Below are 13,920 nucleotides of genomic sequence, written 5' to 3' on the forward strand. Positions count from 1 at the left end.
ATTTGACTCCCCCAATCAAAGGGGAACATATAGAGCAGGGTATCTCAGATACCTGATGTTCGTTCGTTTGAGTACAAAGCCCTGCTGGCCATCGGCAGGGTTTTGTGTTGATTATAATATAAGGGCAGGATGCAGGAGATTAGATGTCCAATCGCGTACTTTTACATAATTGCACTCCCACTTCATGCTACACATTCCATAAAGGGGGAACGAAGATGAGTATTGAAGAGATGATCGAGCGCCGATTTGTATGTACAAAATGCAGGGGCACGGATTGTAACATTAAGGAAGTTTCCATGTCAGGAGCAGGCCTGAGCAAGATGTTCGATATACAGCATAACCACTACCTGTTCGTGGCTTGTGCTTCCTGCGGCTATGTTGAAGTATTTGATCCGGATGTTTTGAAAGGTAAAAAACAAGGGCAGGTAGGGACGATTCTGGATATTCTGTTTGGTGGGTAGACATGCGCGAGTTGACATTGAACTGAATTTTCTTTAATATAACTTAGTACTGAGTAGTGTCATTGCATGAACCAAATTTGAATTAAACAGGTGATATCCATGTCTTATAGACCGCGTATTGCAGATTTAGAACTAGCTTATGGTAACAAGGAAGACGGATTGTACGAATTCAAAATGAATTTGGTAGACGGTACAAAATGCCGTGTATTCTACTCCCGTTCTCCGGAATGGAAGATGACCAATATCAGCCGTCTGCAGAAAACGCCTTGTCCAGTATGTCGCAAAGATTTCATTTGCAAATGTATGGACCAGTGGGCAAGTGACCTGCATCAACAAATGATCGATGACCAATGGATGGAAAAGGCAATTGCTGAGTAATTGTCGGACAAGATACGAGCGTGGGCACAATGCCTGCGCTCTTTTTCTTTATACTTCCTAACAATGCGTGTTCAAAAGTGGACTTTTTGAACCACCTCTATAATTAAATTTTAGAATTAGGAAACAAGATGGCTCAGATTGGGTAAGTTACTCTAACCGCAACAATAGGAGGCAGCCAATATGACAGCAAATCAAACGGATGTGCATCAGGGACATCCCATCGTACTGGTGGATGGCGTCTGTCACTTCTGCCAGGGCTTAACCAAATGGATTATCAAACGTGACCCGGAAGGGAAATATCATTTTGCTTCGCTCCAATCGGATGTGGCCAAGGAACTGCTGGTAAAGGGCAACCTGTCGACAGACAGTATGGATACTTTTGTTCTGATTGAGAATGGAAAATACTATACACGTTCAACGGCCGCACTGCGATTAGCTAAAGGTCTGAAGTTTCCTTATCCATTGTTATATGTGTTCATTATTGTACCGAAATTTATTCGCAATGCAGTCTATAACTGGGTTGCTCGCAACCGTTATCGCTGGTTTGGCAAGGATGAAGCATGCATGTTGCCTACCCCGGAGATCAAAGATCGATTTTTATGATTAATAACGGAAATAATTGGGTAATGACTACAGATCATATCTAATTTGGGAGGACAACAACTTGAAGAAGTGGACTACATTATTTATCGGGGCATTATTAGCAGTAAGCTTGGCAGCATGCGGTAACGACACAGATAATACAGCAACGCCGCCAGCCACTAACAACGAAACATCCAACGAGGGCAATACACCTGCAGAGCAGGAAACAAAGATCCCTACTTTGGACGAACTGATTACCAAAACCAATGCAGCAACGAAAGAAATGAAAAGCTTCACAACTGAAGCAAACATTGATCAGAATCTGAATCTGGATGCGGGTGAACAGTCCCAGGATCAACAGGTTAAAACATCGCTCAAGATGGATATTATCAAAGATCCAATGATGATCTATCAAGAGATGAAAATGGAAATGTCGGGACAGGAAGCCCAGAACGTGAAGCAGTATATCACTTCGGATAAAATCTACTCCCAAGTTGGGGACCAATGGGTTGCGATTCCTGAAGCTCAAACTGCTGCATTAATTGAGCAGATGAAAGCAAGCATGAATCCGGAAGGTGAATTGGAGCAATTCAAAAAGATCCAAGAAGATACTGAAGTAACCGAAGAAGGCGACAATTATGTGATTAACGCTGACGTATCCGGTGATAATGTAAAAGAGTTGGCCAAATCCGTAATGGAGCAAAACGGCTCGGATGCCCAGATGCAAGCGATGCTGGATCAGATGAATATCACCAGCATGAAGATGAAATACATGATCAACAAAGAAACGTATTTGCCGGCAGGTACAGATGTAGCCATGGTCATGGAGATGGAACAGAATGAACAGAAAATGACGATGGACATGAAGATGACCAGTACATTCTCCAACCATGATCAAGTGGAAGAGATCAAGATTCCACAAGAAGCATTGGATAGCGCGAAGTAAATTGGCTGGCACAACTGCCCAAATGAAATGCTGAAGAACATAAGAAGCGATGGACGTACATCCTTGTGTACCATTTACGCGCACCTCTGAATTAGATCTGTGTGAGCCACGAGGTTCACCGGATTCAAGCAGGGGTGTTTTTCTTTTTAAAAGAGAATATGTTCAGGCGTCAAGGTGTTATAGTATAGTCATAATGAAGCAGAGAGGGGAGACAAAAGATGATCGAATATGCACACATTCACCATGTTAGTCTGGCTGTACGAGATCTGGAAGTCGCGAAAAAATTCTATTCGGGGTTACTGGGAATGCAGGAGATTGAACGTCCGGCTTTTCGCTCCACAGGTACATGGTATGCCATCGGTAGCCAGCAGCTTCATCTGTTACAGCACCCGGAGGGTCACACGTTACGTGAGGCTGGGATTGATACAACGGACGGCCACTTTGCGATCTGGGTGACCAGTTATTCAGGGACTATCGCTTGGCTGGAGCAGCAGGGAATTGAGTACGAAGCCAGACCTGATAGTGTAGCGGGATTCGCGCAGATTTTTGTACTTGATCCCGACCGTAACATTATTGAGTTCGATTCACCCTATGAATCCTAAGGATGAAGGGTTAGAATAAATCCCTTGCTCCACCAGAAATTGTATGCTATATTATCCATACATTCATAGCACGTGACGGAAGCACCGTCCATATACTGCATATTCATGCGGTTATTGGGCGGTGCTTTTTTGTGCTTTCTGACAGGGAGGGAAGGGGAATTTGATTGTACTGAAGGTTGTTCTGGTTTCGAAGGATAGAGATTACATTAGCGCATGGCTGGATTTTGTGCAGGGGAGCTCGTCTGGTTTTCATGTTCGTTTCACGGCATTCTCCCAGGGGGATTCCTTCAGGGAGCATATGAATGAGCAAGAAGGTCGGGAATTACCGGATCTGGTTATTGCGGAACCGGAGTTTCTGAATGACTGGCTGAATAACGGGGGAGAAGGATCAGGTGTACCTTGGCTGATGCTTAGTGAAGGCATGGAAGAGGTGGATGAGGCCAAGCGGCTGTTGAAGTACCAACCTCTGCCTGCTTTGCTGGATGCTGTGATGCATGCCTGCCGGCAACCACGCCGCAAGAAGGTGCATCTTCCTGGACAAGAAACTCTCTCCATCGGTGTAGTATCCGCTTCGGGTGGAAGTGGCAAAACGGCGGTAGCCCTGCATATGGCGAAGCAACTGGGACTTGCGGGATATGCTGTTCTTTATCTGAATCTGGAGACGTTGGATAGTACGCTCCCTTTTCTGGAAAAGGGACTAACTAGAAGTGGGCAGCGCCAGCCTGATGCGGGGACGGGATTGTCACGCCTGTTATACGATCTGAAGGTGGGCAGAAAGGAATCCGGCAAGCAGTTACAGGCGCTATCTAAGGACGTGGATGGATATGTGGTCCGGCATGAAGCATTGAAATCCGATGTGTTCTGGCCATTATCGAATCGTAAAGAATTGTTGCAAATGACTCGTGAGGATACGTCGAATCTGCTTCGTTATTTAACCGATAGCGGACAATATGACATGCTGATTCTGGATGGGGACTCAGGTTGGGATGGGCGCAGTGAAGGGGTGCTGGATACAGCAGATGCATTTGTCTGGTTGGTTGAGGATGATATATCTGCCATGCATCGATGGGGACAATGGTTGCAGCATGCTGAGCGAACGAAGCCGGAGGTGTACGAAAGTATCATGGACCGATCACGTTTTGTAGTTAACAAATATCGGGACAATGTTATCAATGCACTTCCACGTCCTGATCTGCATCTGGATGCAGTGTTGCCCTATATCCCTTCTTGGAAACAACTCAGTCAGGAGGAAGTCCTGCTTAGTTCACCGATCTTCCAACGTGAAGTGAAGAGATTATGTGCCATGCTGGTACAAGATGGCGAAGAAGAATTGAAGCAGACGGGACGAATTCAGAAGCAGGATCGGTGGGCACTATGACGGATTCAACCCATAGAATACTGGATCGTGAAGAACAGTTTCAGATGATGCGCAGGGAAGTCAGAGCTGGGCTCGATTTAACCTCTTCAGCAGGAGATGATGAACTGTGGCAAGGGATAGAACGCAAAGTTCTCACCGACCCGAAGCTGGATGATCTGACCTCAGGAGAGCGTCACACGCTGGTACAGCGATTGTTTGACTCCTTTCGTGGATTGGATATTTTGCAGCCACTTGTGGATCATCCCGATATTACGGAAATTATGATCAATAGTCACAAGGAGATTTTTGTGGAGCAGGAAGGTGAAGTCAGCCAGATCACCCTTGAATTTGAGTCCAGGGAACGGCTTGAGGATATTATTCAGATGATTGTGTCTGGTGTAAACCGGATTGTGAATGAGTCTTCGCCAATCGTAGATGCCCGTTTAAAGGATGGTTCACGGGTCAATATCGTGTTGCCTCCCATTGCCTTGAAAGGCCCCACGATGACGATTCGTAAATTCCCCAGTGAACCGATGAAGATGTCCGATCTGATTGAAAAGGGAGCCCTGCATGAAGAAGCGGCAGAATTATTGCAGCAATTGGTACGGAGCAAATATAACATCTTCATTGGAGGGGGGACCGGATCGGGAAAAACGACCTTCCTGAACGCACTATCCCAGTTTATCCCTGCCGATGAGCGGATTATTACCATTGAGGATTCGGCTGAGTTACAGATTGTTACGGTACCCAATCTGGTGTCACTGGAAACGCGGAATGCCAATACCGAAGGCAAGGGGCAGATATCCATTCGGGATCTGATCAAGTCTTCCTTACGGATGCGTCCGAATCGGATTGTGATTGGTGAGGTAAGGGGCGCAGAAGCGCTGGATATGTTACAGGCCATGAACACAGGTCATGATGGATCTTTATCAACTGGGCACGCGAATACCATCTCGGACATGATTAGCAGACTGGAAACGATGGTGCTCAGTGGTGCGGATCTCCCCATTACGGTTGTAAGGCAGCAGATTAGTTCAGCAATTGATATTTTTGTACATCTGTCCCGGCTACGAGATCGCTCACGGCGGGTGACAGAGATTAGTGAAGTGATTGGCATGCAGAACGGTGAGGTTTTGCTGAACCCACTGTTTCGTTTTCAGGAGCAAGAAGAGCGTGAAGGCAAAATTATTGGTGGACTAATACAGGTTGGAAAGTTGAATCAGGTGGATAAAATTCAGATGGCTGGGCTCGGAGAATGGCTGGATGGATACATAGAACAATATAGTACGGAATCGGATTCATCAGATAACAACGTGAATTAAAGTTATTGGAAGGTGATTACTGTTGGGTGAAGCCAGACAGATGTTGACGGATTACACCGTATATACACTTTCCCGGAGACAGCAAATGGTCTGTATGCTGATTAGCGGTCTGTTGTTTTTTGGCATCGGAATTCTGTTCTACCATCACTGGTTGGCTGGGGCAATCCTGGCTGCAGGTTGTATATGGGTACCAAAACATTGGACTAAAGTGCTGCTGGAACGAAAAAGAATGACACTCAGTTTACATTTTAAACAAGCATTATATGCATTATCTTCGGCACTTGCCGCCGGAAAATCGGTGGAAAATGGATTCAAGGAATCCGTAGAGGATCTGCGAATGTTGAACCCGGAAGCAGATACCGATCTGATTCGTGAGTTCACGATATTGCGAACACGGATGGAGTATGGACAACCGATTGAAGAGGCACTACAGGACTTTTCGGATCGGGCACAGATTGAGGACATTACGAACTTTGCAGATGTGTTCATTACTTGTAAACGAACGGGCGGGGATCTGGTTGAAGTCGTGCGCCGCACCTCGGCTGTTATCGGGGAAAAGCTGGATATTCAGCAGGATATTATGGTCGCAGTGGCACAGAAGAAATTTGAATCCAAGGTCATGTTTTCAGCTCCATTTATTTTTTTGATATTTCTCAATCTGACCGCCAAGGACTTTATGGAGCCATTATATAGCGGGATGGGATATCTCATCTCTACTGGTGCACTTGCAGTGTTAGCCTGCTGTTATCTGTGGATTAATCGCATTATGGATATCAAAGTATAAGGAGCTGAAACGATGCTGCTTCCCGTTATAGTCGCAGGGATGCTCGGAGCGGGATGGCTGGTACTGGATCGAACCCGGGGACAGACCTACCGGCATCTGCGCAAACTGGATATGGAAGGATTACGACTGAAGAAATTGCATAGCCCATTCCTGTTCATACTGGACAAGTTCGAGATTGGACGCAGATTGCCTGTGCTCATGTTTCGAATGCAACATGCCATTCAGAAAATGTATGGCATACAGCACAGTGGGGAGAAAACGATGCTCTATTGCGCTGAAATGTTAACCTACACGTGGCTTATGTTACTGGCAGGTTGTTTGTTAACACTTGTTGGAGATATGGGCATCGGAGGTATGGTGGGTGGACTGGCATTAGGAATAGCTTTACCTTTTGCACTCTATAAAGACCTCAATACCAAGGTCCAGCGGAGAGATCAGGACATCCTTATGGAGCTGCCCGAGCTATTGAACCGAATTGTTCTATTAGTAGGCGCCGGGGAGACCGTTCAGCGTGCCATCGTCCACTGTGTCACAAGCCAGGGGGAACGAGATCATCCGCTGTACAACGAACTCAGAAAAACCGTGGGAGATTGGAATAATGGCTACTCGTTTCAACAATCATTTGAACAGTTCAGTCGCCGCTGCGGTGTGCAGGAAGTGACGATCTTTACAACAACGGTGCTGCTGAATTTCCGGCGTGGGGGAGGTGACTTTGTATTGGCGCTGCGGGATCTGTCACATGTGTTGTGGGAGAAACGCAAGGCTGTCAGTCGGGCGAAGGGAGAACAGGCTTCTTCCAAACTGGTGTTTCCGATGGTACTTATCTTTTTTACAATTGTGGTCATGATCGGGACACCTGCTTTTATGATGATGAATATGTAGGAGGAATTGGGATGATGGAATTGATGAAAAGAAAAGTAGCTGGATTTTGGAAGGAAGAGGACGGGCTTGGCACGTTGGAGCTGATTCTGATCATTGGGGTTATTATCATTATTGCTGTGATATTTAGAAAGCAAATAGAGGCATTGGTGACTGACCTTCTTGACAAAGTAGACACAAAAAGTAATGAATTCTTCCCGAATTCTTAGGCTGAAAAAGGAAGAAGGGAGCTTCACCGTTGAAGCCTCCCTGATCTTCCCTGTTGTGCTGTTTATTTTGGTGTTACTGCTATTCTTCACCATGTACATGTATCAAAAGACATTCCTGAATCAACATGCCTATGCAGCTTCCGAACGTGCAGCTTATAGCTGGGACAACAGTCACAAACAGGCGATGACAGGTGAATTCGTCGCTGGGGAACATGACAATCTTTACTGGAGACTGACGGATGATCGGATGCTCGGAGCACTGTTTGGCTGGGCGGGAGCGGACAACCAGGTTAGCGTTTCAATACCTGCTGGTGAAGGCGGAAGTCTCTCGGAACAGAAATTGGCACAAGCAGTTCAACATATGCCCTCAGCCATGAAAGGCACGATTGAGTATCAGAATTCTCTGATTCAGCGAAAAATAACGACCAAGCTGGAACAAGTGATTTCTTTGCCTCTGCCTTCCTTTTTGTTTGATTCAGGGAACCGGGTTCTAACTCAAGGATCATCCGCAGTTGTTGAACCGGTGGAATTCATTCGAACGGTAGATTTGGTCCGTTATTACGCAGCCAAGTTTAAAGGCAAGGGTGGTGCGGCGACCAGTACAGCGGCAGAGGCTGGACAGGTTGTGCAGCATTTTGGCAAAAGCAAAAAATGAGAAAAGGAGGAGGGGGAGCTGTTTAGAAAAAAAGACGGTGAGTTGGGAGCCGTAACCCTTTTTTTAATATTAATATTGGCGGGAGTTTATATGTTTGTCGCCATATTTATTGATTATGCTCGTATTGCTGCCTTCAAGGTGCAGACCGAACGAATGACTCATGCTGCAATGAGATCGGTCATGTCAGCCTATGACACCTCCCTGCGGGAGTACGGTTTATTCGGGTATGGTGACAGCAGTGGGGATGCAATTATGGCGAAAGTGCTGAATGATAGTGTGAAACCCTCGTCTGTAAAAGACAAATTTCCCATTCTGGATATCCAGTGGGATACAACTTCGCTGAGCATGGAGCGTGAACTGGGAAGATACGATATATTTAATCGTCAGATTCAGGAGGATATGAAGTATCGGGCTCCGGTTGATTTTACCCTTGAAGTGATCAATCGGTTCAAACCGATGTCAGACGAGATGAAGGAAGCCGCGCACACGGTAGACTTGCTGAAGAAATTACAAAAGTTATATGACAAACGTGAAGAGTTGTTGGATGAGGCCATTGCCAATCAGATGGAATCGGCAGAGAAACTGAAGAATCTTCCGAAGTTGATCATGGACCCGCCTTCACAGGCTATCTACGATGAGATGCTGGAAGATACACCAGAGACTGCTGCCGAGGCAGCGGCACGTTATGCGGATTATCTGAACAAGCAAAGGGCGGACGAGGGATTGCCGTTCAGAGAGCAACAATACATATTGGAACTGGCTCGTTATCGGACGGGTGTTGGGAATGTGGTGACTGGCATCAGCATGATCATACAGCCCGCTTTACAAGCCCACCAAACGAAGCTGGAGGAAGCACAGTCCAAGATCGAGGAAGCACGCAAGATCAATGAGGAAATGAAACGTGTGATCGCGGAGGGGGAGAACCGTTCGGAGAATGCCAGTTACGACAACGTGGGCAATTCGAACCTGCCTGGAACGAGCCCTGCATCTACAGGATCGGGCACTGAAGCCAAAAGTGCACGTTCTCTTGCTTCGGAGCTTGTGAGGGCAGATAGCCTGTTTGATCAGTTGAAGGCACGAGTGATTTCCCAGAATTCGGACTTCTCTAACGTCAGAAGAGACAACATGGAATTAAATACACAGCTTCGCAGTGTCACGGGTATGAGCGGTGTTCCAATTAAACCCGCGGTTAGACAGGCAAGCCAGATAACAGAACGATACATGGATACTTATGTGCGCAGCGGCCCTGCCAACCTCATCGAACAGAGTAAACAGCAGCTGGAGAGTGGTCGTGGTTCGGACGCCCAGCGTAAAGCAAATGATAAGGAATCCAAAGGGAAATTAAAGGAAGTTAAACGAATCTTGTCGCAGATTCAGAGTGGAAGTTCAGGTTCCATGGACGCTTTCAAACAGCTGGAGGAGTATTACAACGCTAATATAGCTTTTAATGAGGCTAGTCGTGAGGAGTCCAAAAAGGCAGAGATTGCTGGTGATCCCTATGACTCTGGTGGCGATGCCATGAAGGGAATGGACAGTTTATTTGGCGGGATGTCAGGTCTCCTGGATAGCCTGGGTGATGAATTATTCCAAAATGAATACGCTCTAGCCTATTTCAATTCCATGGATTTTGGTCAGTTATTTACCTGGACTGAAGGTGGTGGAGATGCGGGTGATGTTTTCAAATTGGAGAATCAGGAACTGGAGTATATCGTATATGGGTTTCATAATCCATCGGGTAACATCGCTGCGGCATATGCGGAAATCTTCGGGATGCGCCTCGCTATTCGAACCGCAGAAGGATTAATTGAACACAGCAAGTTGGGAAATCCACTTTTGGTGTTATCGGCAGCCATTTTATATGGAATTACAAACGCTATTGCGGATATGGTGAAACTTGCAAAAGAGGGCAGTGTGGAACTGTCCAAATATATCAAAGTCAAATTGACGTATAGGGACCATCTTCGATTGTTCCTCTTGATGCACAGCTACAATGAACGCAAAATGTCCAGAATGCTGGCGTTAATTCGATTGAATACGGGTGTGAATCCGGATGAGAAACAGACGTACGCTTCGGGTAACATGCGAAGTAGCATCAAGTTGTGGTTTTTGCCAGGGGTGGTTAGAAGCATAGGTGCAGTTATGGGTAGTGAGGATCAGGTTGAAGGTGGGCGATTTTTCATTGAGCGGAAGGCGGATTATTCCTATTGAGTGATCGGGATTGTTTCGGTGGAGGGATTATGGATAAGCAGCAACATTATGAAAAAGAAAACGCACAATTACAGATTCGTTTAACCAGAATAATCAGATTGCAACGTTTGAAGTCTCTGAATAATCACATATGTTCTCCGAAAAAGGAACAGGGCAGCATGGTTCTGGAAGCCTCACTGGTGTTGCCTGTCTTTCTGTTCTTTATCATGTTTCTCATCTTCATTGTGCAAATGACTTTAATCTCCACAGCGTTACAGAGCACAGCAGGGGAAGCGGTGAAGCAGTTATCAACGAAAATATATCCTGTTTCCCTTGCATTCACACCTTCTGATTCTGCCGGTGGTGAAGGCTCTGGAGGAGGGTGGAAGATACCGGAGTTGTCTCTGACGGAATGGGCAGAAGGTTATGCTTCTTCTCTGCCCGAGCCATTAAGTGATTGGGTACGTTCAGCAGCGGCCAGTGGTGAACAACCACTACAGGAGATTAAGACATCCGTCTTGGAAACCGTGCTTGATCCCACGGTAAAACCACTGCTTCAACCCTTTATCGAGCCAACTCTACTGAATATGGAACGGGTTCATGTGAATGGGGTTTCCATACCTGATCTCAAAAACAAAACTAATCCATATTTCCGACTGGAACTGAGTTATGAATTGCCGGTAAAAGTCCCCTTTCTCAGTAAACCGCTTCGGATTCAGGCTGCTGCGGCAGAACGGGTATGGATCGGAGATACCGGAGAAGGGGCAGATGGTAGCGCAGGGAGCGGGGATACTGCCGGTTCAGCAACGGTATTGTCTAAGCCTGACCCGGCTTACATAGGCAACAATGCAACGATCAAGGTGAAGGTAGAACCAGGAGCGAGCGCGAATTTAACGATATTTTACAAGTCAGGTGAAAGTTCTGCGAAGCACATCGGATGGGCCACCGCAGATGAGAATGGAATAATTGAATGGACCTGGTTTGTTGGCACTCGGACAACAGAAGGAACATGGAGTTTTGTTGTCGAGACAGGAGACGGTACCAAGACGGAGACTACGTTTAACGTGGCCTCCAGAAAATAAGGAAGGGGATGATAGAGTGGAGTGGTTCTACATTGCCTGTGGCATATACATTATTGCAGCTTTTATTACTGACATACGATCCATGAAAATTCCAAATCGATTAACTTTACCCGTGACTGTTGCAGGTGTACTGGCCCATATCATATGGGGAGGTTGGGATGGGTTCTTATTCTCGGCTGCTGGATTTGCAGCAGGTTTTGGTATTTTGTTTCTGATGTATGTCATTGGCGCAGTAGGGGCAGGAGATGTGAAATTGTTTGGTGCGATTGGCGCATGGACGGGTTTTGCTTTTGGCATTCATGTAATTATTTACTCTGTTTTGTATGCAGGAGCTATTGGTTTAGTGATACTTCTATTCCGCAAGGACTCAGCGAAACGAATTCGTGGCATGGCAGGCAATCTTGCCGGTTTTTTCATGCTTGGTTCCCTCAAGCTGCTGGACACAGAGAAGACATTAAAGTTTCCGTTTATGCTGGCCGTATTGCCTGGATTTATCACGGTGCTTATTTCAGGACTTTTCCCTTGAGTGAAGGAGTAAAGAAGTTTTGAGAGTAACTGTGATAGAAGATGGCACTACAATAGGAGTGGCAGAGTGTAACATATTGTAACTCAACTTAGATCAACTAAACTTTTTACACTTTCTTTAGTTGATCCTATATAACAATGGAAAGAGAGGATTGGCATGTATGGATTAACGAGAGATTTTATTCGTAACGGCGGAGCGTTTATGGTTTTGGAGAAAGAGGACGGATTACGAATGGAGGAATTGAGCCGGGTACAGATGGGCATGCTGTCCTCCAATCAGATTCCGCGACTTCTTCCTGTTCATATTCGGGAAGTGGACCGAAATGTAACTTTGCAGTACGACATATCGGGGTACAAGATGTTATCCCAGATGTTAAAGTCAAGTAAAATCAAATTGCGTGTTCTGTACGGTCTGTTGTTCCAATTAGCCGATGCCTTCACGGAATGCCGACAGTATATGCTGGAGCCTCGTAAATTATTGATCCAGGAAGAATACTTGTTCATCAACGGTTCATTCGAACAGGGTGAGCTTGGCATAGTCTATGTACCAATCATGGATACGGTTGAAGTTGATCCAACGCCTCAGCAATTCCGTGAGCTGGTAATCACACTGATGGCCCATGTACAGGAATTGCAGGGTGAAGGAATCCAGCGTGTTCTACAGTTTTGTGACAATGAACGCTGGGATATCAGACAGTTGCGAGAGCTCTTGCTGGAATTGTACGCGGACGAGCAAGAGAATGGAGGAAGTGCAGCATTTCTCTCGTCCAGAACATCGGAAAAGGTCAATGATCTACGAGGTAATTTTCATTCGTCAATTACTGGGCGGGATAACAGGCAATTCACTAGTTATTCTCTTCCAGATCAACCTGGTGCGCCTGTTCAAAAGGTTGCTGTGGAGCCCGTGCTAAATTTCCGTCAGACACAGAAAACGAGTGAATCCGAGGTTGAAGACTTTCCGATGAGATCTCGGACCTTTTCAGGCAGGCGCTCACCTGGACAATCTTCATTGGAGAGTACAAACAGCATGGATAAGAGACGAAGTAACCCGCATAATTCTAATTCGCTAGAGCCCGTTGATATGGAAGTAGAGGAAAAGCCTGCAACCTCCAAAATAACCTATGTCATATTGGGCTGCATGGTAGCCATGGCATTGGTATGGAGATTCATATACATGGAGCAACCGGGACAGACGCAGATGATCCTGTGCATGGTACTGAGCCTTGGTTTGCTTGGTTTAGCAGGATGGACTTGGAAGCGTAAGGGAATCACTCATAATGAACCAGAAAATAAGCGGTCTTTTTCATTCAATTTAGGTAAGAACAAAGGGAAGCAAACGGAAGATGAGGAGGAACCGTTTCAGGAGAGTTGGCGCTGGAATACAGCTGAAAGGCCGGTGGAACGCATAAACCAAACGATTGCATCCGCGTCAGAAGGTGGTAGTGAGCATTCCCATTATCAAAGCCTGCATATGACACCTGGACACTCTGATCCATCGTTCGTTCAGCGCCATGTGGAATCGGTAGCTTCAACTTCAGAGCTAATTCGACAGGATGCAGTTGCGGAGGCAACCGTGAATTTGCAGAATCTGGCCAAAGGTAACTTTAATGGGGAAGGGCCGGTGAAGGCGTCTTATTATCTTGAACGAAGATCGGGAATCAGTGACCAACATGAACGGATGGATGTGCAAGGAGCATCTTTTGTCATCGGAAGATCAGCCGACATGGTTCAGTGGGTCGATACAGCGACCGGTGTGTCCCGTGCTCATGTGGAATTGAGCCGGAACAAATCGGGCTATGTCATTAAGGATCTGGGTTCAGTGAATGGAACTATTCTTCAGGGTAATATTCTTGCTCCTTATAAGGAGTACCCCTTGGCGGATGGAGATACATTTACACTGGCGGAGTCTGTCTACATTTATCGGTCGGTTGGATAAGCAAAGATCAGTCCC

At 46.2% G+C, this 13,920-nt stretch carries 15 protein-coding genes; all 15 read left to right on the plus strand.

The window, feature by feature from the left end:
* The first annotated feature begins 215 nt into the window (after positions 1–215).
* Complete coding sequence (locus MKX40_RS07005; protein ID WP_036610816.1) at positions 216–461, plus strand: zinc ribbon domain-containing protein; 246 nt, start codon at positions 216–218, stop codon at positions 459–461.
* Positions 462–560: 99 nt separating this feature from the next.
* Positions 561–839, plus strand: a complete 279-nt coding sequence (locus MKX40_RS07010; protein WP_253431871.1) for a hypothetical protein — start codon at positions 561–563, stop codon at positions 837–839.
* Positions 840–1,019: 180 nt separating this feature from the next.
* Positions 1,020–1,442, plus strand: a complete 423-nt coding sequence (locus tag MKX40_RS07015) for a thiol-disulfide oxidoreductase DCC family protein (protein WP_339240394.1) — start codon at positions 1,020–1,022, stop codon at positions 1,440–1,442.
* A 61-nt stretch (positions 1,443–1,503) separates the two neighbouring features.
* Positions 1,504–2,367: a DUF6612 family protein gene (locus MKX40_RS07020; protein ID WP_339240395.1), complete on the plus strand. Its 864-nt coding sequence runs from the start codon at positions 1,504–1,506 to the stop codon at positions 2,365–2,367.
* Positions 2,368–2,585: 218 nt separating this feature from the next.
* Positions 2,586–2,969, plus strand: a complete 384-nt coding sequence (locus tag MKX40_RS07025) for a VOC family protein (RefSeq protein WP_339240396.1) — start codon at positions 2,586–2,588, stop codon at positions 2,967–2,969.
* Positions 2,970–3,129: 160 nt separating this feature from the next.
* On the plus strand, positions 3,130–4,347 hold the full coding sequence (locus MKX40_RS07030) for a ParA family protein (RefSeq protein WP_339240397.1): 1,218 nt from the start codon (positions 3,130–3,132) through the stop codon (positions 4,345–4,347).
* The gene (locus tag MKX40_RS07035; RefSeq protein ID WP_339240398.1) at positions 4,344–5,648 is read left to right on the plus strand and encodes an ATPase, T2SS/T4P/T4SS family; all 1,305 of its coding nucleotides are present in this window, start codon (positions 4,344–4,346) and stop codon (positions 5,646–5,648) included. Before MKX40_RS07030 ends, MKX40_RS07035 begins: the two co-directional genes overlap by 4 nt.
* Before the next feature lie 40 nt (positions 5,649–5,688).
* Positions 5,689–6,432 (plus strand): type II secretion system F family protein, encoded by a 744-nt coding sequence (locus MKX40_RS07040; RefSeq protein WP_339242958.1) that lies wholly within the window; start codon positions 5,689–5,691, stop codon positions 6,430–6,432.
* A gap of 12 nt (positions 6,433–6,444) precedes the next feature.
* On the plus strand, positions 6,445–7,314 hold the full coding sequence (locus MKX40_RS07045) for a type II secretion system F family protein (RefSeq protein ID WP_339240399.1): 870 nt from the start codon (positions 6,445–6,447) through the stop codon (positions 7,312–7,314).
* Between the two features lie 11 nt (positions 7,315–7,325).
* The gene (locus MKX40_RS07050; RefSeq protein ID WP_339240401.1) at positions 7,326–7,520 is read left to right on the plus strand and encodes a Flp1 family type IVb pilin; all 195 of its coding nucleotides are present in this window, start codon (positions 7,326–7,328) and stop codon (positions 7,518–7,520) included.
* The gene (locus tag MKX40_RS07055; protein ID WP_339240403.1) at positions 7,498–8,175 is read left to right on the plus strand and encodes a TadE/TadG family type IV pilus assembly protein; all 678 of its coding nucleotides are present in this window, start codon (positions 7,498–7,500) and stop codon (positions 8,173–8,175) included. The genes MKX40_RS07050 and MKX40_RS07055 overlap by 23 nt, the downstream gene beginning before the upstream one ends.
* Before the next feature lie 90 nt (positions 8,176–8,265).
* Positions 8,266–10,383, plus strand: a complete 2,118-nt coding sequence (locus MKX40_RS07060; protein ID WP_339240405.1) for a hypothetical protein — start codon at positions 8,266–8,268, stop codon at positions 10,381–10,383.
* 29 nt (positions 10,384–10,412) lie between these two features.
* Entirely contained in the window at positions 10,413–11,444 is a 1,032-nt protein-coding gene (locus tag MKX40_RS07065) for a pilus assembly protein (protein WP_339240406.1), read from the plus strand.
* 16 nt (positions 11,445–11,460) lie between these two features.
* Positions 11,461–11,970: a prepilin peptidase gene (locus tag MKX40_RS07070; RefSeq protein WP_339240407.1), complete on the plus strand. Its 510-nt coding sequence runs from the start codon at positions 11,461–11,463 to the stop codon at positions 11,968–11,970.
* A gap of 156 nt (positions 11,971–12,126) precedes the next feature.
* Positions 12,127–13,905: a DUF6382 domain-containing protein gene (locus MKX40_RS07075; RefSeq protein WP_339240408.1), complete on the plus strand. Its 1,779-nt coding sequence runs from the start codon at positions 12,127–12,129 to the stop codon at positions 13,903–13,905.
* The last annotated feature ends 15 nt before the right edge of the window (positions 13,906–13,920 follow it).

This window comes from Paenibacillus sp. FSL R5-0517 (genome assembly GCF_037974355.1).
GTDB lineage: Bacteria > Bacillota > Bacilli > Paenibacillales > Paenibacillaceae > Paenibacillus.